Annotated in this window: 18 protein-coding genes and 1 tRNA gene; 15 read left to right on the forward strand and 4 right to left on the reverse strand. The window is 60.1% G+C overall.

Features of this window, described 5'->3' with window-relative positions:
* Nucleotides 1-30: 30 nt before the first annotated feature.
* The 6 genes from ACOYXH_RS26340 to pgaD all read left to right on the forward strand — a co-directional run bounded on the left by ACOYXH_RS26340 (nucleotide 31) and on the right by pgaD (nucleotide 9086).
* Entirely contained in the window at nucleotides 31-666 is a 636-nt protein-coding gene (locus tag ACOYXH_RS26340) for an NADH:ubiquinone oxidoreductase subunit N (RefSeq protein WP_095126610.1), read from the forward strand.
* 292 nt (nucleotides 667-958) lie between these two features.
* Nucleotides 959-2464 (forward strand): YdgA family protein, encoded by a 1506-nt coding sequence (locus ACOYXH_RS26345; RefSeq protein ID WP_095125232.1) that lies wholly within the window; start codon nucleotides 959-961, stop codon nucleotides 2462-2464.
* A 250-nt stretch (nucleotides 2465-2714) separates the two neighbouring features.
* A complete protein-coding gene (pgaA, locus tag ACOYXH_RS26350; RefSeq protein WP_460410046.1) occupies nucleotides 2715-5195 on the forward strand; it encodes a poly-beta-1,6 N-acetyl-D-glucosamine export porin PgaA in 2481 nt (826 codons plus the stop codon).
* 12 nt (nucleotides 5196-5207) lie between these two features.
* Entirely contained in the window at nucleotides 5208-7205 is a 1998-nt protein-coding gene (gene pgaB, locus ACOYXH_RS26355) for a poly-beta-1,6-N-acetyl-D-glucosamine N-deacetylase PgaB (RefSeq protein ID WP_460410047.1), read from the forward strand.
* A 1-nt stretch (nucleotide 7206) separates the two neighbouring features.
* Nucleotides 7207-8562 (forward strand): poly-beta-1,6-N-acetyl-D-glucosamine synthase, encoded by a 1356-nt coding sequence (gene pgaC, locus ACOYXH_RS26360; RefSeq protein ID WP_460410048.1) that lies wholly within the window; start codon nucleotides 7207-7209, stop codon nucleotides 8560-8562.
* On the forward strand, nucleotides 8559-9086 hold the full coding sequence (gene pgaD, locus ACOYXH_RS26365) for a poly-beta-1,6-N-acetyl-D-glucosamine biosynthesis protein PgaD (protein WP_095047043.1): 528 nt from the start codon (nucleotides 8559-8561) through the stop codon (nucleotides 9084-9086). Before pgaC ends, pgaD begins: the two co-directional genes overlap by 4 nt.
* 102 nt (nucleotides 9087-9188) lie before the next feature.
* On the opposite strand, the gene ACOYXH_RS26370 is transcribed toward pgaD, so the two are convergent.
* On the reverse strand, nucleotides 9189-10718 hold the full coding sequence (locus tag ACOYXH_RS26370; protein ID WP_460410049.1) for an FAD-dependent oxidoreductase: 1530 nt from the start codon (nucleotides 10716-10718) through the stop codon (nucleotides 9189-9191).
* Between the two features lie 139 nt (nucleotides 10719-10857).
* Between ACOYXH_RS26370 and ACOYXH_RS26375 the strand changes: the two genes are divergently transcribed.
* The 5 genes from ACOYXH_RS26375 to ACOYXH_RS26395 all read left to right on the forward strand — a co-directional run bounded on the left by ACOYXH_RS26375 (nucleotide 10858) and on the right by ACOYXH_RS26395 (nucleotide 14680).
* On the forward strand, nucleotides 10858-11418 hold the full coding sequence (locus ACOYXH_RS26375; RefSeq protein ID WP_102899649.1) for a YbhB/YbcL family Raf kinase inhibitor-like protein: 561 nt from the start codon (nucleotides 10858-10860) through the stop codon (nucleotides 11416-11418).
* 87 nt (nucleotides 11419-11505) lie between these two features.
* Nucleotides 11506-13185: a vWA domain-containing protein gene (locus ACOYXH_RS26380; RefSeq protein ID WP_095125237.1), complete on the forward strand. Its 1680-nt coding sequence runs from the start codon at nucleotides 11506-11508 to the stop codon at nucleotides 13183-13185.
* Nucleotides 13186-13215: 30 nt separating this feature from the next.
* Nucleotides 13216-13797, forward strand: a complete 582-nt coding sequence (locus ACOYXH_RS26385; RefSeq protein WP_176471279.1) for an RNA polymerase sigma factor — start codon at nucleotides 13216-13218, stop codon at nucleotides 13795-13797.
* Nucleotides 13794-14390 carry a hypothetical protein gene (locus ACOYXH_RS26390; protein ID WP_449123121.1) on the forward strand — a complete coding sequence of 199 codons (597 nt, stop codon included), beginning with the start codon at nucleotides 13794-13796 and terminating at the stop codon, nucleotides 14388-14390. Before ACOYXH_RS26385 ends, ACOYXH_RS26390 begins: the two co-directional genes overlap by 4 nt.
* 20 nt (nucleotides 14391-14410) lie before the next feature.
* The gene (locus tag ACOYXH_RS26395; RefSeq protein ID WP_245398013.1) at nucleotides 14411-14680 is read left to right on the forward strand and encodes a hypothetical protein; all 270 of its coding nucleotides are present in this window, start codon (nucleotides 14411-14413) and stop codon (nucleotides 14678-14680) included.
* A gap of 76 nt (nucleotides 14681-14756) precedes the next feature.
* Here the strand turns inward: ACOYXH_RS26395 and ACOYXH_RS26400 are convergent.
* Nucleotides 14757-14833, reverse strand: a tRNA-Arg gene (locus tag ACOYXH_RS26400).
* A gap of 442 nt (nucleotides 14834-15275) precedes the next feature.
* Here ACOYXH_RS26400 and gabD point away from each other — a divergent pair.
* From gabD to ACOYXH_RS26415, 3 genes are all read left to right on the forward strand, one after another.
* Entirely contained in the window at nucleotides 15276-16718 is a 1443-nt protein-coding gene (gene gabD / locus ACOYXH_RS26405) for an NADP-dependent succinate-semialdehyde dehydrogenase (RefSeq protein WP_007917688.1), read from the forward strand.
* 185 nt (nucleotides 16719-16903) lie between these two features.
* Entirely contained in the window at nucleotides 16904-18181 is a 1278-nt protein-coding gene (gabT, locus tag ACOYXH_RS26410) for a 4-aminobutyrate--2-oxoglutarate transaminase (protein ID WP_095047049.1), read from the forward strand.
* A 140-nt stretch (nucleotides 18182-18321) separates the two neighbouring features.
* Nucleotides 18322-19533 carry a response regulator gene (locus ACOYXH_RS26415; RefSeq protein ID WP_095047050.1) on the forward strand — a complete coding sequence of 404 codons (1212 nt, stop codon included), beginning with the start codon at nucleotides 18322-18324 and terminating at the stop codon, nucleotides 19531-19533.
* 136 nt (nucleotides 19534-19669) lie between these two features.
* Here ACOYXH_RS26415 and ACOYXH_RS26420 read toward each other — a convergent pair whose 3' ends face one another.
* On the reverse strand, nucleotides 19670-20659 hold the full coding sequence (locus ACOYXH_RS26420) for a GGDEF domain-containing protein (RefSeq protein ID WP_095047051.1): 990 nt from the start codon (nucleotides 20657-20659) through the stop codon (nucleotides 19670-19672).
* Nucleotides 20660-20802: 143 nt separating this feature from the next.
* Nucleotides 20803-21987 (reverse strand): delta-9 fatty acid desaturase DesA, encoded by a 1185-nt coding sequence (gene desA / locus ACOYXH_RS26425; protein WP_034151820.1) that lies wholly within the window; start codon nucleotides 21985-21987, stop codon nucleotides 20803-20805.
* Between the two features lie 146 nt (nucleotides 21988-22133).
* On the opposite strand from desA, the gene dibA reads away from it, so the two are divergent.
* On the forward strand, nucleotides 22134-24065 hold the full coding sequence (gene dibA / locus ACOYXH_RS26430; RefSeq protein WP_460410050.1) for a phosphodiesterase DibA: 1932 nt from the start codon (nucleotides 22134-22136) through the stop codon (nucleotides 24063-24065).
* Nucleotides 24066-24184 lie beyond the last annotated feature (119 nt).

The raw sequence follows: 24184 nt of genomic DNA on the forward strand, positions 1-24184 counted from the left end.
TTGCTAGCGCTGGTCTAGGGGAAACCAATAATGAAAAACCCTTACGCTCTCGGCTTCTGGTGCGCCATCGCAGCGCTGGTGCTGCTCTCGGCGACCTATTTCTACGGCATCATGCTGGCCCACCAGATCGACAAGGCCATGGTTTTCCTCGACAGCGCCGTCGCGCTGATTGCGGTCATGGCCATCGTCGTGGTCGCCTGGGCGTCGGTTCAGGTGCAGCGCGTGAAGAAGCGGCAGCTTGAACAGGGCAAGACCCTGGTGCTGATCTGGGACACCAAAGTCGCCCTGCGCCGGGTCGAAACCGTGTTCGACCGGTATTTCTGGGGCAGTTACTGGCAGCCGGGGCGCACCTTCGCCGAAGTCATGGGCGAACTCACCGGCACGCCGCTGGAAAAAAGTCTCGAAGCGCTGAAAAAGCAGTGCCTGGAACTCGACAAGCAGATCGATGACGAGGGCTGGCACTGGCTCAACAATGCCCGCGAATTGTCCGATGTCGCTACAGCCATGGCCCGCGAGCGTTATCAACTGGATTTCTGCGACCCGCGCGCCGAGGGGCCGGGCGGGGCGGTGATCGATCGGGACTTTGAAGTGCTGGTGTACACCTGGACCGCGCGGCTCAAAAGCTTTGATCATCAGTTGGATGAGATCGAGGTTCAGTATTCCTGATTTTTGCCTGAATCATCTGGCCCCTTCGCGAGCAGGCTCGCTCCCACAGGTACAGTATTGTCCTTGTGGGAGCGAGCCTGCTCGCGAAGGCGGACTGAAAAACACCGAAACTCTTCCAACCTGTCGACTGTCCATTCCCCCCATAGACACTCTTTAACCTTTAAACATTGGGCCAGCTCACGCGCCCGGTGCTAATCTCCACCGCTGAATTCAGCGCAGTCGAGCCGCGACCCGGTCACGGGTTCAGGGAAGACGACCACACTCACAGCCACGGAAATCGATCAGGTCATTCATGAATAAATCAGCAGGCGTGCTCCTCGGAATTGTTGTTGCCATCGGCGCGATCAGCGCGGGCGGGGCCTGGTACACCGGGACCAAAATCGAAGGCGTGTTGAACAACGCCGTCAGCAACGCCAACAAAGAGCTGCAAACCGCGATGGCCGGCTCCAACGGCACCGCATCGCTGGAGCTGGTGTCGCTGGATCGCCACACCTTCACCAGCACCGCGCACTATCGCCTCAAGGGTGAAGGCGAGATGTTCGGTGATGCGCCGGTCGAACTGCTGTTCGTCGACCACATCGAACACGGTCCGCTGCCGTTCTCGCGTCTGGTTTCGCTGAAATGGCTGCCGGTCATGGCCACCAGCAACTACGAACTGGAAAAGAATCCGGCTACCGAGAAGTGGTTCGCCGCCACCAAGGGCGCCGCGCCGCTCAAAGGCGTGACCAGCATCGGCTACGACGAGTCCACCACCAGCACTCTCGACCTGCTGCCGTTCGAAACTGCGCTGGATGAGCAATCGAGTCTGAAATTTTCCGGCCTGACCATGAACATCTCCGCTAACGCCAAAGCGCAGAAGGTCAAGGCAGACGGCTACATGGATAACCTGAAACTGGTTACTGTGGCTGAAGACCAGGCGCCGGTGCAGGTCGAGCTCAACGGTCTGACCCTGGCCAGCAACCTCGCCAAGAGCAGCTACGGCTACTACACCGGGGAAAACACTCTGGAGCTGACCAACAGCAAAACCACCTTCGGCACCAAGCAATCGGTGCTCGGTGTGAAGAACTTCGAAATGAAGAACCTCACCGAAGAAAACGGCAGCAATGCCTCTGGCCGTGCCGATTACAAGGTTGGCGAAGTCAGCCTCAACGACAAGAAAATCGGCTCGGCCAATATGGCCATGAGCCTGAAAAACCTCGACATCCCGTCGACCATGTCGCTGATGCAGATCTACCAGACTAAATTGCAGCCGTATGAAAAAGCCGCGGCCGAGGCTGCAGCCCAAGGCTTGCCAGCGCCGGAGCTGAACCTCACCGAAGCTGAAAACGCCCAGGTCAAAGCCGACCTGCAGAAATTGCTGGCCGCCGGCCCACAGATTGCGCTGGAGAACCTGTCGTTCAACACCGCCAACGGCGAGAGCAAGGCCAATCTGGTGATCGACCTGACCAAGCCGCAATCGATGGATTTGCCGCCGGATCAACTGGGCAAACAACTGATTGCATTGCTGGATCTGAATATCCAGGTGTCCAAGCCGATGCTGGTCGATCTGCTCAGTGTGCAGGCGCAACTCGACGGCCAGACCGATGCCAAAGCCATCGTCGATCAGTCCAAGGAAGCGGCCGACATGTTTGCGGGCATGGCGGTCGGTTCGCAGTTGGCCGTCGTCGACGGCACCAATGTCGTGACCAAGCTGCATTACGCCGCCAATCAGGTCGAATTCAACGGCCAGAAGATGACCGTCGAGCAGTTCGTCGGCTTCCTGATGAGCAAGTTCGCAGGCGTCACGCAAGTGCAGTAATTCTGCGTTCTTAATAGCAGCGCCCGGCCTCTGTATCGCACAGACGCCGGGCGTTTTGCTGTCTGGCGTTCGGGTTTTTGACTGAACCGCCAGCACGATTCTGAACAATTATTGTGTTCCGGAGATCGGTCTGCGCTTGCGTGCAAAACTGCCTGACTAAGCTTGGCCGTTGCATGTGCATTGGCGGCCACCGTTACGAATGGGCAAGGAGGGCATTGCGACCCGGCTGGCCATGTAAGGATGCTGACGAATGCCGCGTATTGATGTTCCCGTATTACATCGTGGTTTACGCCCTTTGTTTCGAGTCGCGCTGTGCAGCCAGTTGCTCTGGCCGGCACTGGCGTTTGCCGACACACCCTACGATCAAATGGTGCGCGACGCCCGTGCCGGGCAATACACGCCTGCGCTAACGGTTTTGCGGCAGGTGCCACCCGGCCAATCGACCACCGGGCAGATCAGCGATCACCTGCAAATTGCCAGTTGGGCCGGACTCGACGCCGAAGTGGTGCAAGTCTATGAAACCCAGGGCCGCGACCACGTGCTGCCGGTTCAGGCGCTGACCGCCACCGCCCGCGCCTATCGCAATCTCAAACGTTGGGATCAAGCCACGCAGGTCTACAACAAGGCTTTGGCGCTGGAGCCGGACAACGCCGACCTGCAACTGGGCCTGGCCCTGACTCAGGCTGACGCCGGTAAACCCGACGAAGCGGTGACCCGCGCCAAAGCGCTGGTCGCGGCCAAGCCCGATGATCCGTCGCGCCGTCTCGCCTTGGGCTATGCCCTGACCCGTGACAACAAACCTTACGATGCCCTGTTCGAATACGATCAGGCCTTCAAGCGCGCCGGCAGCAAGCCGGAAGTCGCTCGCGAATACGTGGTTGCCCTGCAAAAGGCGCGTTTGCCGGAACCGGCGCTGCGTCTGGCCAATCAGCGTCCGGGGTTGATCGATCCGGTCACGTTGCGTCGCCTCGAAGGTGATCTGGCCGCCGAGCGCGTGCGCCTCGCCGAACTCGCCACCCGCAGCGAAAAAGAACGCTACGTCATCGCCGACCGTGCGCTGGTCGATTACGACAAACTGCTCGCCACCTGGACACCGGATGCCACGGCTCACGACGACGTGATTCGCTGGCGCATCGATCGCATGGGCGCGCTCAAGGCCCGGGCGCGCACCGCCGACGTCATCACTGAATACCAAAAGCTGCAAGCCGAAGGCGTGAAGATTCCGACCTACGCACTGCGTTGGGTAGCGGCGTCGTATCTGGATCAACGCCAGCCGGAAATCGCCACGGACTTGTATCGCCAAGTGCTTGCGGCGCCGGATGCCGATGTCGGCGACCGACTCGTAGACACCACAGCGCTGTACTACTCGCTGCTGGAAAGCGACCGCGCTGATGAGGCGCGCAAAGTCGCCGAGGACGCCGCCAAGTCCCAGCGTCCGCGTGTCGAACTCAAGGGCTTGCCGATCGGCAACCCCAATGATGAATGGATGGACGCCCAGCAACTGGCGGCGCAGGCCGGCACTTACAGCGCTGACTTGCCCCACGGTGAGGAGCGCTTGCAGACGCTGGTCGATCAGGCGCCGGGTAACGTCGGTTTGCGTCTGGCTCAGGCCGATTTATACCTGGCCCGTAACTGGCCGCGCCGCGCAGAAATGCAGCTCAAGGAAACCGAGAGCATGGTGCCACGCGCCATGGGCCTGGAAATTGGCCAGGCCCACACCGCGATGGAATTACAGGAATGGCGGCAAATGGATGCGCTGACCGACGACGTCGTCGCCCGTTATCCGGATAACCGCCAGGTACAGCGTCTGGCCCGTGAGCGCGAAGTGCACGACATGTCCGAGCTGCGCGTCGAAGCCTACGGCGGCAAGGCCAACGGTGGTGGCAGCGGTGATGCCGGTGCTGTCAGCGGCAGCCGCGATTTCGGTATCCAGACCACCCTGTACAGCCCGCCCATCAATGAAGACTGGCGCGTGTTCGCCGGGGGCGGTTATGCCACCGGCGACTTCGCCGAAGGCACCGGTCACCACCGCTTTCAGCGTGTTGGCCTGGAACGCCGCACTCGTGACATGACCCTTGAAGCCGAGGTGTCCAATCACGATTACGGGTTCGGCGACAAACAGGGCGCGCGTCTGGCGATCGCCCGCGACTTCAATGACCACTGGCAGTACGGCGGCAGCCTCGAATACCTGTCGGCCGAGACGCCATTGCGTGCGCTCAACAGTGACATCAAGGCCAATGGCGGCAGCGGTTTCATTCGCTGGCGTGCCAACGAAAGCCGCGAGTGGCGCCTGTCGGTAAGCCCGTCGCACTTCAGCGACGGCAACAACCGCGTCGAAGCCTTGCTCACCGGCCGTGAGGGCGTCTACAGCGCGCCGAACGTGCAGGTCGACGCCGGTCTGGAGGTCGGCACCAGCCACAACTCCAAGTCTGATGATGTGCCGTACTTCAACCCCAAATCCGACTTCAGCGTGATGCCGCTGGTCAACGTCAATCACGTGCTCTACCACCGCTACGAAACCTCCTGGAGCCAACAATTCCAGGCCGGCGCGGGCACGTACAGCCAGCGTGAGCACGGCACCGGCGGCATGGCCCTGCTCGGTTACGGCCAACGTTACGCCTGGAACGACGTGTTCGAAGTGGGCGGTTTGTTCAGTGTGATCAACCGGCCTTACGACGGTGATCGGGAGACCGATCTGCGTCTGCTCGTCGACCTCACTTTCCGCTTCTAGAAGAGTTTGAAGATGCCTTTGATTTCGCGTTTCATCCTTCTGCTGGGAGCGCTGCTGGTCAGCGCCTGCGCCCAGCAAGCTCCGGCCTTTGCGCCGCCATCCGAGCGTCCGCTGGCGGCCAGCGAAAAACCGTGGCCGAAAAATCACGTGCTCGGCATTGCCTATCACGACGTTGAAGACCGCGATCCCGATCAGGCCGTGGTGGCGGTGCGCACCGAGCGCATGATCGAGCAGCTCGCGTGGTTGCGCGAGAACGGCTACAAACCGGTCACCGTCGACCAGATCATGGCCGCGCGCAAGGGCGGCCCGGAGCTGCCGGCGAAAGCGATCCTGCTCAGCTTCGACGACGGCTATTCGAGCTTTTACACCCGCGTACTGCCGGTGCTGCGCGCCTATAACTGGCACGCGCTGCTGGCACCGGTCGGCAGCTGGATCGACACGCCGCTCAATCAACCGGTGGATTTTGCCGGTGCGCCGCGTGCGCGTTCCGACTTCCTGACCTGGGATCAGATTCGCGAAATCTCGCAATCCGGTCTGGTGGAAATTGCCGCGCACACCGACGCCAACCACAAAGGGATCCTGGCCAACCCGCAGGGCAACCTGCAGCCTGCTGCCGCGACCCGGCGCTATGATCCGCTGACCAAACGTTATGAGTCCGAGGCCGAATTCCAAGCACGGATTCGCACCGACGTGAACAACATCTCGGAAAAAATCCGCAAGGTCACCGGCAAGAAACCACGCGTCTGGGTCTGGCCGTATGGCGCGGCGGACGGCACATCGCTGACGGTGGTTGGCGAGGAGGGCTACGAAATGGCCCTGACCCTCGAAGACGGTCTCGACGCCCTCGACAACCTGATGAGCAGCCCGCGCTTTCTCGTTGCTTCGGATCCTGACGGCGAGCGTTTCGCCAACAGTATCGTCGACGTGCAGTCGGATTTCGTCATGCGCGTTGTGCATGTTGATCTGGACAACGTTTACGACCCGGATCCGGCGCAGCAGGACATCAACCTCGGAAAACTGGTGCAGCGCATCGCTGACTTGGGCGCCAACACGGTGTTCCTGCAAGCCTTCGCCGATCCCAAGGGCGATGGCCTGGTGCATTCGCTGTACTTCCCCAACCGTCACTTGCCGGTGCGTGCGGATATTTTTAACCGCGTCGCCTGGCAACTACGTACCCGCGCTAACGTGAAGGTCTTCGCGTGGATGCCGGTGCTGAGTTTTGGTCTCGACTCGAAACTGCCGCGCGTGACCCGTTGGGACCCGAAAACCGGCATCACCTCGGTGGATCCGGATCAGTACCAACGCTTGTCGCCGTTCGATCCTGAAGTGCGACGGATCATCGGTGAAATCTACGAAGACGTGGCGCGCCTGACCTCGGTCAACGGCATTCTTTACCACGACGACGCGGTACTGTCGGATTTCGAAGATGCCGGCCCTGAAGCCCTGAAAGCCTACGCTGCCCACGGCTTGCCGGGTTCGATTGCAGCATTGCGCGACGATCCGGCAGCGATGCAGCGCTGGACGCGCTTCAAGAGCCAATACCTCATTGACTTCACCAACGAGCTGACCGCCAAAGTCCGTGCGATCCGCGGCCCGCAGGTGCTGACCGCACGCAATATTTTCGCCGAGCCAATGCTCAATCCCGAGAGCGAAGCATGGTACGCACAGAACCTCGATGACTTCTTGCAGACCTACGACTGGACCGCGCCGATGGCCATGCCGCTGATGGAAAAACAGACCCAGGCAGAGTCCGGCCCGTGGCTGGAAGCGTTGGTGGCTACAGTCAGGAAACGCCCCGGCGCGCTGGATCGTACGGTGTTCGAATTGCAGGCACGCGACTGGACGAAAAAGGATCAGGCCGACATCGATGGCGCGCATCTGGCGGACTGGATGAGCCGCCTCAAGCGCCAGGGCGCGACCAGTTTCGGTTACTACCCGGACAACTTCCTCGACAACCTGCCGGACCTGAAAACCGTAAGGCCTGCACTCTCCAACAAATGGAATCCATAACATGCTGGATAGACTGTTAGCCCTGCTTGTTCTGGCGCTCGTCCTCGGCGTGCCGCTGGGGCTGATCTTCCTGGTCACCGGGCAGTTCCTGATGGACTTCGTGTTCTTCTACCCGCTGTTCATGTCCGGGTTGTGGATTGCCGGCGGCCTGTATTTCTGGCTGCACTGGGAGCGCCACTGGCCATGGCAGGACGACACCCTGCCGCCGCCACTGGAAGGCGAGCCGCTGATCTCGATCCTGATTCCTTGCTACAACGAAGGTGACAACGCTGCCGACACCATCCATGCGGCGCTGGCCCAGCATTATCCGAACATCGAAGTCATCGCGATCAACGACGGCTCGAAGGACAACACCGCGCAAGTGCTCGACGCGCTGGCCAAGGAAGATCCACGTTTGCGCGTGTTGCATCTGGCGGAAAACCAGGGCAAGGCTGTGGCCCTGCGTATGGGGGCGATCGCTGCGCGTAGTGAGTATCTGGTGTGCATCGATGGTGATGCGTTGCTGGCGCCGAACACCGCGGCGTATCTGGTCGCGCCGATGCTGGATAACGCACGCCTTGGCGCGGTGACCGGTAACCCGCGGATCCGAACGCGCTCGACGCTGGTCGGGCGGGTGCAGGTCGGTGAGTTCTCATCGATCATCGGCTTGATCAAGCGCACGCAACGGGTATTCGGGCGGATTTTTACCGTCTCCGGGGTGATCGTCGCGTTCCGCCGTACCGCGTTGAACCGCGTCGGTTACTGGAGCCCGGACATGATCACCGAAGACATCGATATCAGCTGGAAGCTGCAACTGGATCACTGGAGCATCTTCTACGAGCCACGCGCGCTGTGCTGGATCCTCATGCCGGAAACCCTCGGCGGTCTGTGGAAGCAACGACTGCGCTGGGCGCAGGGCGGCGCCGAAGTGCTGTTCAAGAATATTCGTGGCATCTGGCAGTACCGCCATCGTTACCTGTGGCCGCTGCTCTTCGAATACTGCCTGTCGACCGGTTGGGCGTTCACCTTCCTGTTGTCGGTGATCTTCTGGGCCGTTGGCAAATTTGTGGTCATGCCGGAGGCGATCGCGGTGGATCACCTGATGCCGCCGGCATTTACCGGGTTGCTGCTGGCCTTCGTCTGCCTGGTGCAGTTCGCGGTAAGCATCGTCATCGATCGGCGCTATGAGCCGGGATTGGGCCGCACGATGTTCTGGGTGGTCTGGTATCCGTTGGTGTTCTGGCTAATCAGCCTGCTGACCACGTTGGTCAGCTTCCCCAAAGTGCTGTTCGGTCAACATCAGAAACGTGCGCGTTGGGTCAGTCCTGATCGGGGCATCAAACCGATCGGCGACGACGAAGAGGAGGTCATCAAATGAAAATCATCCGGACTCGCCAGCGGCCCTTTCTGGTAGTGATCGATGTGATCCTCACCGTGGTGGCCTGGGTTGGCCTGCTGTTTCTGCTGATCCGTGGCTTATGGCCGCTGATCGAAACTCACGCGGGCGGGCCGCTGCTCGATAAATCGGCGTTCGACGCGCTGGGCACCCTGCAGATTTATCTGTGGATTGCCTTGGTCAACGCGGTGATTCTGATTTCCTGGGCGCGCTATCAGCAGCGCAAAAGCCGCAGCTTCGCCCAGCGCCGCTTGCCATCGCCGGTGATTGACGATGAAGGGCTGAGCAAGAGTTTCAAACTCTGCGATGACCGCTTTCAGAAGTTGCGCACGCCAGGGGTGATGACCATTCATAACGATCAGGAGGGTGACATCAGCCATGTGGTGACACATTTCTGGCCGGTTCAGCCGCAGGAACTGCCACCGCCGCTGGCACCACTGGAGCATCCGCGGGTGATCTTTCTGCATGCTGAAGATGACGATAATCGCGAACCCCTTCCCCGTTAACTAATCGTTCCCACGCTCCGCGTGGAAATGCCTCTAGGGACGCTCTGCGTCCAGTGACGCGGAGCGTCACGGGCTGCATTCCCACGCAGAGCGTGGGAACGATCAAGCGTAATCGCGGACCAGTGTCCAAGCCTCTTCCATTGCCAGCGGTTGCTTCATTCGCTCGGCCAGCAGCGCCATCGCCCGTTCCTTCTCGCAAGCGACTGCAGCGACCAGAATGCCGTTTCTGCCGAACAGACCAATAAATGGCGGATGTTCAGGCTCGCCGAGAAACTCGACCTCATCCCAGTGTTCGGCATGGCCGAGGTAGTCGTAATTCTTGCCGAAGTGCCAGGTCCAGAAAAACGGCACGTCGAGGTAATGCTCCTCGCCACCCAGCATATTGGCAGCCGCGATTCGCGCATGCTGCTGGGCCAGGCGCCAGTGTTCGATGCGTTGCGGCTGGCCGTGAAGCGGGAAAGTAGCGATGTCGCCGATCGCCCACAGGCCGTCCGTAACGCGCATACCGTCATCGACGCGCAATGACTGATCTTTTTCCCTCGGCAGTGACGCGAAGGCCTCGGTGGCCGGGTGCACACCGATCCCGGCCAGTACCAGATCCGCCGAAAGACGCAGGCCATTGTCCAGCAATACGGCCTCGACTTTGCCATCGCCGATGATCTCGGTGGCTGCGTGTTCGGTGATGAACTTCACCCCGTTCTGTTCGTGCAGCGCGCGGATCGCCTTGCCCACGGCTTCACCGAATTGCGCAGCGAAGGGCATCGCGTGGCGAGCCAGTACCGTGACGTCGAGGCCATATTGGCGTAGGGCCGATGCGCATTCGAGGGCGATGAAGCTGTCGCCGATGATCACCGCGCGTTGCTCCGGTCTGGCTGAGCTCATGATCTGCTCTGCCTGAGTTTTTGAGCGCAAAACGAACACCTGAGGCAGGTCGGCGCCGGGTAACTTCAGCGAGTTGGGCTCACCGCCAGTGGCCAGCACCGCGGCGTCATAACTCAGCGTCTGGCCGTCGATAAGGTGCAAGGTTTTGTTCGGCGCGTCGATTGCGCTAATTTCGCCTCGTTGACGTTCAATGCGCTGCTCTTTATAGAAGTCATCTTCACGCAGCGGCGGTGTTTCTTGCGGGGTCATCTCCCCGGCTAGGACAAATTTGCTCAACACGGTACGGTCGTAACCGGCATCCGCCTCGCGATCGATCATCACAATCCGCCCACCGAAACCCTTTTCCCGCAACGCCGCCGCGCACGCTGTACCTGCCGCGCCGGCACCGACAATCACGAAAGTGCGCGAATCGTCCGCCGGCGGCGTATGCGGGTCGGGCAACGGCTGATCATCGACCCAAACCTCGTCGCCACGCAGTTCCAGCGTATAGCGCTTGAGGCTGTCGAGCGCCGGGGGCTCGCACAGTGCGCCGTCCTCCGCGCGAAACGCAGCTTTATGCCACGGGCAGATCAGGCGTCCGTGACACAACGCACCATCAGCCAACGGCGCGCCGGCATGTGGGCATTCGCCCTGAAAGGCACGTAACTGGTCGTTGGTGCGCAACAGCACAATCTTGCATTCGCCGATTTCAACCTGCAGGCCACGGTCTTCAGGGACATCGGCGAATCGGGCGACACGGTGCAGGGGCATGATCGGCTTCCTCGCGGGCATTTCTCTTGTGAGTTTGCGCGGTAGTGCGAGGTTCAGCCATTTGCCACTGCCACGGCGCGAACGGTACAGCTATAGTTTGCAAGCCGACGACGGCCCCACTGCACAAGGTGCTCCCGGAATGACCCGATTGACCTCTCTCAACCCCTGGCTGGCGGCCCTCGCTGTCACCCTTTGCGTGCAGTTTCCGGCGCAGGCCCAGGAGCGTTTCACCCTGAGCATCCCGGGTGTTTCCGATAACCGCCTGTTCACCTCGGCAGCGGCCAGCGATGCGCCCGGTTGCGGTGGCAAGAACCAGTCGCCGGCCCTGAGCTGGAACGCCGGGCCTGCCGGCACCCAGAGTTACGCGATCGTCATGCACGACCCGGACGGCCAGAAAGGCCTGGGCGTCGATCACTGGATTCATTACGGCATCAAAGCCACCACGCACCAGATCGCGGCGGGCGTCGGCGCCAAATCCGCGTTCGAAGGTGTCGGCGGCACCAACAGCAAGGGCAACACCCATTACATGGGGCCGTGCCCGCCAGTGGGCGACAGTGCGCACCATTACATCATCCAGATCTACGCACTGGATCTGGCGCCGGACGCCTTGCCCGCCGGTCTGACCCGCGCCGAGCTGATGGAAAAAATCAAAGGCCATGTGCTGCGCAACAGCAGTGCGGTGCGCCGTTATCACCGCTGAAAATATTTTTAGCGGCGTTTAACCCTAACTGAAAGGGCTGCCCGTCTCAGGGGATGAATGATCAAATTCATCCCGAGGTCAGCCCCCATGTCTCATTCTCTCTTGCGTCCTGTTGCGGTTGGTGTGCTGCTGGCGCTCGCCGGTTGCGGTGCTTCGTCCACACCCGATTCCGCTGCTGTGCCAGCGCCGGCGCAGCCTGAGGTGCTGGTTCAACAGGAAGCCGTGATGGCTGACAGCTCAATGGCCAAACGCGCGCTGTACAGGATGCCCAATGCGGGCAGCGCGCCGATGCCGTTGAGTGAAAGTTATCCACAGAGCTATCGCGACGAGCAGCGCGAGCAGTATCAGACGTTGGCCGATAACCCGATCCACAGCGTCGCCGAGACACCGGTTTCGACTTTCAGTGCCGACGTCGATACGGGCGCTTATGCCAACGTCCGCCGCTTGCTCAATCAGGGCCGACTGCCGCCGGAAGGCGCGGTGAGGCTGGAGGAACTGGTCAATTACTTCCCCTACGACTACGCGCTGCCCAGTGATGGCTCGCCCTTCGGCGTGACCACCGAACTGGCCGCTTCACCGTGGAACCCGCACACGCGCTTGCTGCGCATCGGCATCAAGGCCTCGGACCGCGCCGTGGCGGAACTGGCCCCGGCCAATCTGGTATTTCTGGTCGACGTGTCCGGCTCGATGGATCGCCGCGAAGGCCTGCCGATGGTCAAAAGCACGCTGAAATTGCTGGTCGATCAGTTGCGCGATCAGGATCGCGTTTCGTTGGTGGTGTATGCCGGCGAATCGAGAGTGGTGCTGGAGCCGACTTCTGGACGTGAAAAAGCGAAAATTCGTACAGCCATTGAGCAATTGACTGCGGGCGGTTCGACCGCCGGCGCTTCAGGCATCGAATTGGCCTACCAAATGGCACAGCAAGCCTTCATCCCCAAAGGCATCAACCGCATCCTCCTGGCCACTGATGGTGACTTCAATGTCGGCGTCAGTGACTTCGACAGCCTCAAACAAATGGCTGTGGATAAACGCAAAACCGGGATTTCGCTGACGACCCTGGGTTTCGGTGTGGATAACTACAATGAACACTTGATGGAACAACTGGCCGACGCTGGCGATGGTAACTACGCCTATATCGACAACCTGCGCGAGGCACGCAAAGTATTGGTGGATCAGTTGAGTTCGACCCTCGCCGTGGTGGCGCAAAACGTCAAACTGCAGGTGGAATTCAACCCGGCGCAGGTCAGCGAATATCGCCTGCTCGGCTACGAGAACCGTGCGTTGAAGCGTGAGGATTTCAGCAATGACAAAGTCGATGCCGGCGAAATCGGCGCAGGACACACGGTGACCGCGCTGTACGAAATTGTTCCGGCGGGCGAGCAGGGCTGGCTGGAGCCGCTGCGTTACGGCAAATCCGACGCTGTTGTTTCGGCAAAGAGCGGAGAATTAGCAATGCTGCGTGTGCGTTATCAGCGTGCCGAAGGTGGGAAAAGTCTGCTGATCGAACGGCCCATCGCCAATCAGGTTGCAACCGCCAGCGAAGATCTGCGTTTTGCCGCCGCCGTGGCCGCGTTCTCCCAGCAGCTCAAAGACGGCCGTTATACCGGCGACTTCAGCTTGAAGGACACCGAGGCATTGGCCCGTGGCGCTCGCGGCGATGATCGCTTCGGTCTGCGCAACGAGTTCGTGCAACTGGTCGAACTGGCGCAGAGCTTGCGCAGCTCAACCGCATCGAACGCGTTGGCCACTGAACAACGGATCAAATAAGTGAGTCGTCTGAAAGGCTTCATCAGTCAGCTGTTTGCCTCGGCAGACAGCTCAACCGCCAGCAGCGATGAATCGTTGCTGGCGCGTTATCGCCAGGGCGACAGCGCGGCGTTCGAGACCTTGTACGCGCGCCATCGTCAGGGTTTGTACCGGTTTCTGCTCGGATTGAGCGGCAAACCGGAACTGGCCGACGAGGTGTTTCAGGAAACCTGGTTGAGCCTGATCCGCAGCAGCAGTCAGCCACAAGGGCTGGCGACATTTCGGACGTGGTTGTTCCAGATTGCCCGTAATCGCCTGATCGACCACTGGCGCAAACACGGCGCCCGGCAACCGTTGCACGACAGCTACGACGAGCAACATCACGCGGTCAGCGATGAAACCAACGATCCCGAACAACTGCTCAGCCTCAGTCGCGACAGCCAGCGCCTGGAAAGCGCCCTGCAAACCCTGCCCGCCGACCAGCGCGAGGTGTTCTTGCTGCGTGCCCACGGCGACCTCGACCTGGCACAAATCGCCAGCCTCACCGAAACACCGCTGGAAACCGTCAAAAGCCGCTTGCGCTATGCCCAGCAAAAACTGCGTCGGCTGCTGGCCGAGGAGGTACTGACATGACTGACGCCCGCCAGACACCGGAAGATTCGGTGATTAAACATGTTCGCGAACAGCACAACGCTGAACCGCCAGCGCATCTGGATGCGTTCATCCTCAACGCTGCGCAGCGTCAAACCCCTGCGCCGAAACCAAGCCTGTGGCAACGCTGGCTGGATGCTTGCCGTAAACCACGCTGGCAGGTTGCATTCGCCAGCCTCGTCGGCGTGGCATTGATGTTGTCACTGGTACAGCGCGCTCCTGAGCCGCTGCGTCATTACGACTACGCCCCAGCCCCCGAACTTGCCGTACCTATGACCGAAACGGACTCAGCGCAACTGCACCGATTGTCCGCCCCGGCCGGCGCCATGACTGCACCTGTGCCGATGATGGAAATGGCCGCACCGATGCAGGATCAAGCCATCAGCGCCGATGAAGCCAAATTCAGCAAACGCGCCGCCGCCCCGGCCAACGGCCTCGACGCACAACTGCGCGAAGTCCTGCGCCTTCGCGAATCCGGCCAATCGCAAGCCGCCGACAGCCTGTTCAACAACCTGCACAAACGCTACCCGAACGCCGATCTCGACGCCCAACTCGAACAGTTGCAGAAAAAATGACCGCCTGAACCCCCAGCCATTTGGCATTGCCCCGCAAAAACGCGCACTATCGGGCTATTGCCAATGCGCTGGAGGACAACGTGGCAGCAAAAATTGACCGCATCGCCCAACTGCTCAACTGCCCGGAGAAGGGCGAAGAGATGCGGCGAGCGATTACCGAGACGCGTAAGGAATTTCTGCTGAATCAGCCGGAAGAAGATGTCGTTGATGAAGACGACGTTTTCGAAGAGGAGGTTGAGGAGGAAGAAGACGACGATGATTACGACGAGTTCGACTGGACGACGGAGTGACGTCGTTCAGGTGCCTTTGCATCGTCCACAAAAAAGCCCCGGACCATGACAGTCCGGGGCTTTCTCGTTAAATCAATGGTGCACCAGGCGGGATTCGAACCCACGACCCCTGCCTTCGGAGGGCAGTACTCTATCCAGCTGAGCTACTGGTGCAGCGGGCGACATCATACCTAGGTCGACTCGGGGCGTCCATGCCGGGTTTTGGCGGGTATTGTCAGTGCGCATGTCCGCGCAAATCGCGGTATTCCATAAAGCGGTAACGTCCTGCAAAACCCTCGCTTGGCGCTTTCGTGGGACTGTTCTATGGTTTTGCTGCGGCTGAGGCTTTAGGCTCGTTGATCTGAAAAATTCCACAAACGCGGCGTTTTTGTTCTTTTTTTCGAACGACCTATTGTCCTTTAACCCCTTTGATCCTACGATCCGTTTGAGATTTCAAACGCTCGTTGACCGGGCGTTGAAGCGCCGGTGTTTCGAATCGTGCACTGTCGATGCGCCACACCCGGTCACTGATTTCCCTGACGGCAGCCTTGCGAGGCGCCTTTCTACAATCATAATTTGCTCCGCGCAGGCCGCGGTGCTGTTAAGGAAAGCCGACATGCAGCTTAAAGACACCCTGTTGTTCCGCCAGCAAGCCTTCATTGATGGCGCTTGGGTCGATGCGGACAACGGTCAGACGATCAAGGTCAACAACCCGGCCACCGGCGAAATCCTCGGTACCGTGCCAAAAATGGGCGCTGCCGAAACCCGCCGTGCCATCGAAGCCGCAGACAAAGCGCTGCCGGCCTGGCGTGCCCTGACCGCCAAAGAGCGTGCCGGCAAGCTGCGTCGCTGGTTCGAGCTGATGATCGAGAACCAGGACGACCTCGCGCGTCTGATGACCCTCGAGCAGGGCAAGCCGCTGGCCGAAGCCAAGGGCGAAATCGTTTACGCCGCGTCGTTCATCGAGTGGTTTGCCGAAGAAGCCAAGCGCATCTACGGTGACGTGATTCCGGGCCACCAGCCAGACAAGCGCCTGATCGTGATCAAGCAGCCAATCGGCGTGACCGCGGCGATTACCCCGTGGAACTTCCCGGCGGCGATGATCACCCGCAAGGCCGGTCCAGCACTGGCTGCCGGTTGCACCATGGTGCTCAAGCCAGCTTCGCAAACTCCGTTTTCCGCTTTCGCGTTGGCCGAACTGGCCCAGCGCGCGGGCATTCCTGCGGGCGTGTTCAGCGTGGTCTCCGGCAGCGCCGGCGACATCGGCAGCGAGCTGACCAGCAACCCGATCGTGCGCAAACTGTCCTTCACCGGTTCGACCGAAATCGGTCGTCAACTGATGTCGGAATGCGCCAAGGACATCAAGAAAGTCTCGCTGGAACTGGGCGGCAACGCGCCGTTTATCGTGTTCGACGACGCGGACCTGGATAAGGCCGTTGAAGGCGCGATCATTTCCAAATACCGCAACAACGGCCAGACCTGCGTCTGCGCCAACCGTCTGTACATTCAGGATTCGGTCTACGACGCATTCGCCGAGAAGCTGAAAGTGGCTGTGGCGAAACTGAAGATCGGCAACGGTCTGGAAGACGGCACCACCACTGGCCCGCTGATCGACGAAAAAGCCGTGGCAAAGGTGCAAGAACACATCGCTGACGCTGTAGCCAAAGGCGCCACCGTGCTGGCTGGCGGCAAGGCGATGGAAGGCAACTTCTTCGAGCCGACCATCCTGACCAACGTGCCGAAAAATGCCGCCGTGGCCAAGGAAGAAACCTTCGGTCCACTGGCGCCGCTGTTCCGCTTTAAAGACGAAGCCGAAGTGATCGCGATGTCCAACGACACCGAGTTCGGCCTGGCCTCCTACTTCTACGCTCGCGACCTCGGTCGTGTGTTCCGTGTCGCGGAAGCGCTGGAATACGGCATGGTTGGCGTCAACACTGGGCTGATCTCCAACGAAGTCGCGCCATTTGGTGGCATCAAGGCCTCGGGCCTGGGCCGTGAAGGCTCCAAGTACGGCATCGAAGATTACCTGGAAATCAAATACCTCTGCCTGGGCATCTAAGCTCGGACAAGGATTGCTGCAAACGCAAAGGGCACGAGAGCGCTGTCCCTTTGCGTGGTTTCAAACCGGAATTTTCTCTGCGGCCAGGAACGCCGTGGCAGTCGATCATCGCATGCTGCCACCGTCGATTTCTCCCGCTTAATCCTTGAACCACGCCGCCCGATGAGCGGCGAATGAGGACTGTAATGAGCAAGACTAACGCTGAACTGATGGCCCGTCGTACCGCAGCTGTTCCACGTGGTGTCGGCCAGATTCACCCGATCTTCGCTGAGTCGGCGAAGAACGCCACCGTGACGGACGTTGAAGGTCGCGAATTCATCGACTTCGCCGGCGGCATCGCGGTACTGAACACCGGCCACGTGCACCCGAAAATCATCGCCGCCGTGACCGAACAGCTGAACAAGCTGACCCACACCTGCTTCCAGGTGCTGGCTTACGAGCCGTACGTTGAGCTGTGCGAGAAAATCAACGCCAAGGTGCCAGGTGATTTCGCCAAGAAAACCCTGCTGGTCACCACCGGTTCCGAAGCCGTTGAAAACGCCGTGAAAATCGCCCGTGCCGCCACTGGCCGCGCTGGCGTGATCGCCTTCACCGGCGCTTACCACGGTCGCACCATGATGACCCTGGGCCTGACCGGTAAAGTCGTGCCGTACTCGGCCGGCATGGGCCTGATGCCAGGCGGCATCTTCCGCGCGCTGTACCCGAACGAACTGCACGGCGTGAGCATCGATGATTCGATCGCTTCCATCGAACGCATCTTCAAGAACGACGCTGAGCCGAAAGACATCGCCGCGATCATCATCGAACCTGTGCAGGGTGAAGGGGGTTTCTACGTTGCGCCGAAAGAGTTCATGAAGCGTCTGCGTGCCCTGTGCGACCAGCACGGCATCCTGCTGATCGCTGACGAAGTACAGACTGGCGCTGGCCGTACCGGCACCTTCTTCGCCATGGAGCAGATGGGCGTTTCTGCCGACTTGACCACCTTCGCCAAATCCATCGCAGGCGGCTTCCCGCTGGCCGGTGTGTGCGGCAAGGCCGAATACATGGACGCCATCGCCCCGGGTGGCCTGGGCGGCACTTACGCCGGTAGCCCGATCGCTTGCGCCGCTGCGCTGGCGGTGATGGAAGTGTTCGAAGAAGAGCAACTGCTGGACCGCTGCAAGGCTGTCGGCGAGCGTCTGGTTACTGGCTTGAAAGCTATCCAGGCCAAGTATCCGGTGATCGGCGAAGTCCGTGCTCTGGGCGCGATGATCGCGGTCGAGCTGTTCGAAAATGGCGACAGCCACAAGCCGAACGCCGCCGCTGTAGCGTCCGTTGTGGCCAAGGCGCGCGACAAGGGCCTGATCCTGCTGTCCTGCGGCACCTACGGCAACGTTCTGCGCGTCCTCGTACCGCTGACCTCGCCGGACGAGCAACTGGACAAAGGTCTGGCGATCATCGAAGAGTGCTTCTCGGAGCTGTAAGCCGCGCACTGTGTGATCGGATAGACAAAAGAACCCGCTTCGGCGGGTTTTTTTTCGCCCCGTGAACATATCAATTGCTTTAGCGCTGTATCGAATGGCCAGCATTGGCTAAGGTTCAGGCATTGCAAGGGAGAGCGCGCATGACTGCCGTTGATTTACCCGCCGTACCCCGAGTGCTGATTGCCGAGGCCGATCCGTGGTCCCGGGACCTGCTCAAACAAGTGCTCCTGAACGTGCGTTGCGATGCGCGGATAGACTTGTGCGCCGACGGGCAGCAAGCCCTGTCATTGCTCAGTGAAGTGCCGTATGACCTGGCGATCGTTGATTGGGAGTTGCCCGGCATCGATGGTTTGAGCGTGCTGCGCAGCGTGCGCCAGCGCAAACGCAACCCGCCGTTGCCGTTCATCCTGATGAGCAGCCGTAACGACAGCGCCAGCGTGCGCGAAGCGATTCCGTTGGCACCGACGGCCTATCTGACCAAACCACTGAACATGGAAAGCCTGACCGAGCGTTTGCAGGGTTTGCTGCTGAATGCCGGTGAAGAGGTTTTCTGTGACGTACCGGCATTGGCGCCGGGCATGACCTTGTCGGTGTTTCTCGAGCGACGTCGTGAGCAGGCTGACGGTGCGCCGTTGATGACCGATGTGCAGGTGGCGGTGAAGCGCAGCCTCAACCCCAATGGCCTCGATCTGAAGCTGTTGGAAGATGAGATCAAGACCGACCCACAAATCACGGCGGTGCTGATCGCTGCGGCCAACAGCGCGGCGCAGCACCATGGCGCGCCGGTGCAGACACTGGCGCAAGCCCTGCATCGGTTGGGCACCGGGCAGAGCATGAACCTGATTCTGGGGCTGGCACTCAAGCGCAGCGCAAGGCTCAGTGATCCGTGTCTGGCGGACTATGCCGAACGTTACTGGGGGTTGTCGCTGCACACCGCTGAATATGCGCGCACCCTCGCGCGGCTGCTCGATCTCGATCAGGAGCGCTGTTACTGCGCGGGTATGCTGCATCGCTTGGGCGATCTGGCGTTGCTGCGTTGTCTGCAGGAATGGCAGCAGGCGGGTGGTGAGCTGGATGAACTGGAGGAAGTCGGCGAGGCGTTGGCCGAGTTTGGCGCGGCTTATGGTTCGGCGTTGCGTACCCGATGGCGATTGCCGCTGGAATTGCGGGAGCTGATTGCGTCGGTCTACCAACTCGGCGGCGGGGTGTATTCCCGTGAGGCGCTGGTGATGAACATGGCGGCGCAGATGGCCCGCTTGACCGAGCATGAGGGCGTTGAGGAGTTGGCGAAGAGCCGCACGGCGCGGTTGCTGAAGATCGGGCTGCCGGAGTTGATGCGGATGCGCAAATAACCTGACTCACCCAATTCCAATGTAGGAGTGAGCCTGCTCGCGATAGCGGTATGTCAGTAAATTCTGTGTGTCCGACACACCGCTATCGCGAGCAGGCTCACTCCTACAATGGATCTCTGTGTAGCTGAGATACGGGTCAAGCAGAAATGATGCGGTTCTTGCCCTGTCGCTTGGCCTCATACATCGCCGCATCCGCGCGGGCGAACAGGCTGTCGAGGCTGTCGTCTGTCTCGTTCAGACTGGTCAACCCCTGGCTGACGGTGATGCCGAACGTCTGGCCATCATGGCTGAAACTCAACCGCTGAATCTCCTGCTGCAGCCGTTCCGCCACTTGCATGGCCATGTCCGGCGCACAACCGGGAAATACCGCTGCAAACTCTTCGCCGCCAATCCGCCCGAACAGATCCCCTCGACGTAATGACCCGCGCCCGCACTCGGCAATCCGCTGCAACACGTTGTCGCCTTCGGGATGACCGTAGGTGTCGTTGATCATTTTGAAGTCATCGATATCCAGCAGCAGAAAGGCCATTTGTGCGCCCTGTACACGCGCTACTTCGAACTCGCGATTGGCGCACTCGAAGAAGTGCCGGCGATTGCTGCTTTGTGTCAGCACGTCGGTAGTCGCCAAACGGTGCAGCTCGGTTTCCATCTGCTTCTTGTCGGTGATGTCCTCGGCGATGCCGACGATGATTACCGGCTGACCGGGCTCGTCCTGACGATTGATGAAGCATTTGTCGCTGAGCCAGCGCACCTGGCCGTCGGCGGCGATAATCCGGTATTCGCGATCTTCCACCGCGCCTTTGTGCAGGACTTCGGCAAGGCTGCGTTCGGCGTATTCCAGGTCGTCGGGGTAGATGCTGTCGCGCCACTGGTTGTAGTCGGCGAGTAGCAGGCCTGCAGAGCGGCCGAAAATCCGTTCGTAGGCGGGGCTGACGTACAGCACCTGCCGGGTTTCCCAGTTGAAGGCCCAGAGCACGGCGTTGACGCTGACCAGCAAGGAGCTGAACAGCTGTTCGCGTTCGCTCAAGCGGGCGACCTCGCCTTGAGCGTGCATCAACGCCATCAGGGTTTGCGCGGCCTCGGGCCACTGCGGGAAGGATGAGTCTTTTTGATTGTTGTTGACCATCGGCACAGATCTCAAAGGACGTGCCGCAATTCGACAACGGCCACAGTACAGCCCGCCGGGATGGCGAAGTGTCTTTGAGATAGGCGATTTTTAGCGAAGTTCCGAAGGGTGCACCCGGGAGCCGGGTGCACCGATCAACGGTCTCAGACCGCTGCAGGACGCAACGAGTAGGTTTTCAACTGATCAGCAAATTCGCGCAGGGACTGGATGCCGCTGGCTTCTGCCTCGTGAATCCACTCTTTGATGGCCGCGAGCATGTCGTGGCCATTTGCGCTGGTCTTGACCCAGATCTGCTGCAGTGCCAAGCGTTTTTCGTAAATTACCTTCAATGCCTGGCTGTGCTCGAGCATGGTCTGGATGCGCAAGTGATGGCGATCTTCCAGCAGGCTAGTCTCCCGCGACAACAAACGCTTGGCGCGGTGGAACTGGTGGCGCACCGAATGATCGACCTTGGCCAGCTCTTGCTTGACCAGCGGGCCGATCACTAATTTGCGGTACTGGGCCATGATCTGAAAGCGGTTGTTGAGGATGGCCATGGCGGTGTCCATGTCCAGATTGCCCTTGCCTTCAACGCGGTGGGCGATCGGCGCCACGCGCTGAACCTTGGCCAGACGCAGGAAGCAGAAGACTTTGATCCACGCCCAACCGAGGTCGAACTCCCACTTCTTCACCGATAGCTTGGCCGAGTTAGGGTAGGTGTGATGGTTGTTGTGCAGTTCTTCGCCGCCGATCAGGATGCCCCAAGGCACCAGATTGGTCGCCGCATCGCGGCATTCGAAGTTGCGATAGCCGACGGCATGGCCAAGGCCATTGATCACGCCAGCGGCCCACACCGGGATCCACATCATCTGGATCGCCCAGATGGTGATGCCGATGGTGCCGAACAGCAGCAGGTCGATAACGCCCATGATCGCCACGCCCAACAGCGGGTAGCGGCTGTAGACGTTGCGTTCGATCCAGTCTTCGGGGCAGTTCTTGCCGTAGATGCGCAGGGTTTCCGGGTTCTGCGCTTCGGCACGATACAGCTCGGCGCCGGTGCGAAGTACGGTGGAAAGGCCTTTGATGACCGGGCTGTGCGGGTCATCTTCGGTTTCGCACTTGGCGTGATGCTTACGGTGGATGGCGGTCCACTCGCGGGTGTTCTGCGCCGTGGTCAGCCACAGCCAGAAACGGAAAAAGTGCTTCAGGCCAGCATTCAGCTCCAGCGAGCGATGGGCCGAGTAACGGTGCAGATAGACCGTGACGGCAACAATCGTCACGTGGGTCATCAGCAGGGTGACCGCGACCAGAGACCAGGCCGACAAGCCAAGAAAACCTTCGTACCACATAGGCTATAGGGCCCTCGATAAAGATAAAAACAGCCGTTGCATTATCACCAAGCACACAGATAAAACCAGTCGCCCTTTCAGATAAGAGTCGCTGGATGTTTCTTGACCTATAATTCCAACCTTTTTGTAGGGACATGGACAGCCGAATGCGTGCCACTTACCGCGATGCTTTGCGTGCAGCGCTGCTCTATCTCGTGCTTGCCGCTGTCTGGCTGCAAGGTACTGATCATTTATTAAACAATTTCTTCGATAACTCCGTCGATCTTGCCCGATGGCAACTGATCAACGGTTACGTTTTAGCGGCGTTCAGCGCCGGGCTGATTTTCCTGGCGCGGGCGCGCTTGTGCGAGTTTCTCGGAATCGGTGCGCGGTTGCGCGAGCGCCACGCCGATCGCGAACGCCTGCGTCAAGCGGCGGCCGTCTTCGATTGCACCCGCGAAGGGGTGTTGGTCAGCAACCACCAAGGGTTGATCGTGCACGTCAATCGCGCGTTCATCGAGATCACCGGTTATCAGCGTGAAGAAGTCCTCGGGCAGCAGCCGAGCCTGTTCAAGTCCGGCCATCATCCGCCGGGTTTCTACCAAGCGATGTTCGCCACCCTGGAGTCGCAGGGCGAGTGGAGCGGCGAGATCTGGAACCGGCGTAAAAGCGGCGAGATTTATCCACAGTGGCAAACCATCCGGGTCATTCACGATGATCAGGGCCGGCTCAGCCATTACGTTGCGGTGTTTTCCGATATCAGCGCCATCAAGGATTCCGAGCATGAACTCAAACACTTGGCGCACCACGATCCACTGACCGATCTGCCCAATCGCCTGCTGTTCAGCGACCGCGCCGAACAGGCGCTGGCTTCGGCGCAGATCCACAAGCGCGGCTGCGCGTTACTGATGCTTGATCTCGATCATTTCAAAATGATCAACGACAGCCTTGGCCATAACGTCGGCGATCGCTTGCTCAAGGCAGTAGCGGCGCGCCTGCAAGAACTGTTTGGCCCCGGTATTACCCTGGCGCGCCTGGGCGGCGACGAGTTCGCGGTGTTGGCAGAGAGTTGTCCACAGCCGGTGCAGGCAGCGGCGCTGGCGCAACGGATTCTCGATGCGCTGAAGGAGCCGTTCAGCATTGATGGCAATCAGTTGTTCATCAACGCCAGTCTCGGCATCAGCCTGTTCCCCAGTGACGCGTTGAGCGCCGAGCAACTGTTGCGTAATGCCGACGCGGCGCTGTTCAAGGCCAAAAGTAGCGGTCGCAACGGTTACGCCTTGTATACCGAAGAACTCACCGCGCACGCTCAGCAACGGGTGGAAATCGCTTTCGAACTGCGCCGGGCGCTGGAGCAACGGGAACTGCGGGTGTTCTACCAACCTGTACATGACTTGAAGACCAGTCGCTTGATCGGTGTTGAAGCCTTGGTGCGTTGGCAGCATCCACAGCGCGGTCTGGTGTCGCCGGCGGAATTCATCCCGATTGCCGAGCGCACTGGGCTGATCGCCGAAATCGACGCGTGGGTGATGCAGCAGGCATGTCGGCAGATGTGTGAGTGGCAGCAGGCCGGGGTCGTGCTGTCGTTTGTCGCGGTGAATGTTTCGTCACGATTGTTCGCCCGGCGTGAGTTGTATCAACAAGTCGCGCAGGTGCTGCATGACACCGGTCTGGATCCGGCGTATCTGGAGCTGGAGGTGACGGAAAGCGCGGTGATGGATGATCCGGAGGTGGCGCTGGAGCAGATGCATCGTTTGCGTGAATTGGGCATTCGTCTGGCGATTGATGATTTCGGTACCGGTTATTCGTCGCTGTTGCGGCTCAAGCGCTTGCCGGTGCAGAAGCTGAAGATCGATCAGGGTTTTGTCGCAGGGTTGCCGTGGGATGAGGATGATGCGGCGATTGTCCGGGTGATTATCGCGCTGGCCCGGAGTATGGGCATGCAGGTGCATGCCGAGGGCATCGAGCAGGTTGAGCAGGCGGCGTTTTTGCTGGAGCAGGAATGTGATCTGGGGCAGGGGTATTGGTTTGGGCGGCCGGTTCCGGCACAGGAGATTGACTGGGCGAGAATTCCGGTGATTGGTTTAAAGATCAAATGATCGCAGCCTGCGGCAGCTCCTACACCGATCCCTGTAGGAGCTGCCGAAGGCTGCGATCTTTTGCTTCAACAGGCTGCAAGCCCTTGCCCCGCCACATAATGTTTTCTAGTTATATAAAC

It is taken from the genome of Pseudomonas sp. Mb7, assembly GCF_054790525.1.

Bases quoted from the DNA above. Each gene is read 5' to 3' on its own strand.
- ACOYXH_RS26340 (WP_095126610.1), top strand. From the start codon at position 31: ATGAAAAACCCTTACGCTCTCGGCTTCTGGTGCGCCATCGCAGCGCTG.
- ACOYXH_RS26345 (WP_095125232.1), top strand. From the start codon at position 959: ATGAATAAATCAGCAGGCGTGCTCCTCGGAATTGTTGTTGCCATCGGC.
- pgaA (WP_460410046.1), top strand. From the start codon at position 2,715: ATGCCGCGTATTGATGTTCCCGTATTACATCGTGGTTTACGCCCTTTG.
- pgaB (WP_460410047.1), top strand. From the start codon at position 5,208: ATGCCTTTGATTTCGCGTTTCATCCTTCTGCTGGGAGCGCTGCTGGTC.
- pgaC (WP_460410048.1), top strand. From the start codon at position 7,207: ATGCTGGATAGACTGTTAGCCCTGCTTGTTCTGGCGCTCGTCCTCGGC.
- pgaD (WP_095047043.1), top strand. From the start codon at position 8,559: ATGAAAATCATCCGGACTCGCCAGCGGCCCTTTCTGGTAGTGATCGAT.
- ACOYXH_RS26370 (WP_460410049.1), bottom strand. From the start codon at position 10,718: ATGCCCCTGCACCGTGTCGCCCGATTCGCCGATGTCCCTGAAGACCGT.
- ACOYXH_RS26375 (WP_102899649.1), top strand. From the start codon at position 10,858: ATGACCCGATTGACCTCTCTCAACCCCTGGCTGGCGGCCCTCGCTGTC.
- ACOYXH_RS26380 (WP_095125237.1), top strand. From the start codon at position 11,506: ATGTCTCATTCTCTCTTGCGTCCTGTTGCGGTTGGTGTGCTGCTGGCG.
- ACOYXH_RS26390 (WP_449123121.1), top strand. From the start codon at position 13,794: ATGACTGACGCCCGCCAGACACCGGAAGATTCGGTGATTAAACATGTT.
- gabD (WP_007917688.1), top strand. From the start codon at position 15,276: ATGCAGCTTAAAGACACCCTGTTGTTCCGCCAGCAAGCCTTCATTGAT.
- gabT (WP_095047049.1), top strand. From the start codon at position 16,904: ATGAGCAAGACTAACGCTGAACTGATGGCCCGTCGTACCGCAGCTGTT.
- ACOYXH_RS26415 (WP_095047050.1), top strand. From the start codon at position 18,322: ATGACTGCCGTTGATTTACCCGCCGTACCCCGAGTGCTGATTGCCGAG.
- ACOYXH_RS26420 (WP_095047051.1), bottom strand. From the start codon at position 20,659: ATGGTCAACAACAATCAAAAAGACTCATCCTTCCCGCAGTGGCCCGAG.
- desA (WP_034151820.1), bottom strand. From the start codon at position 21,987: ATGTGGTACGAAGGTTTTCTTGGCTTGTCGGCCTGGTCTCTGGTCGCG.
- dibA (WP_460410050.1), top strand. From the start codon at position 22,134: ATGCGTGCCACTTACCGCGATGCTTTGCGTGCAGCGCTGCTCTATCTC.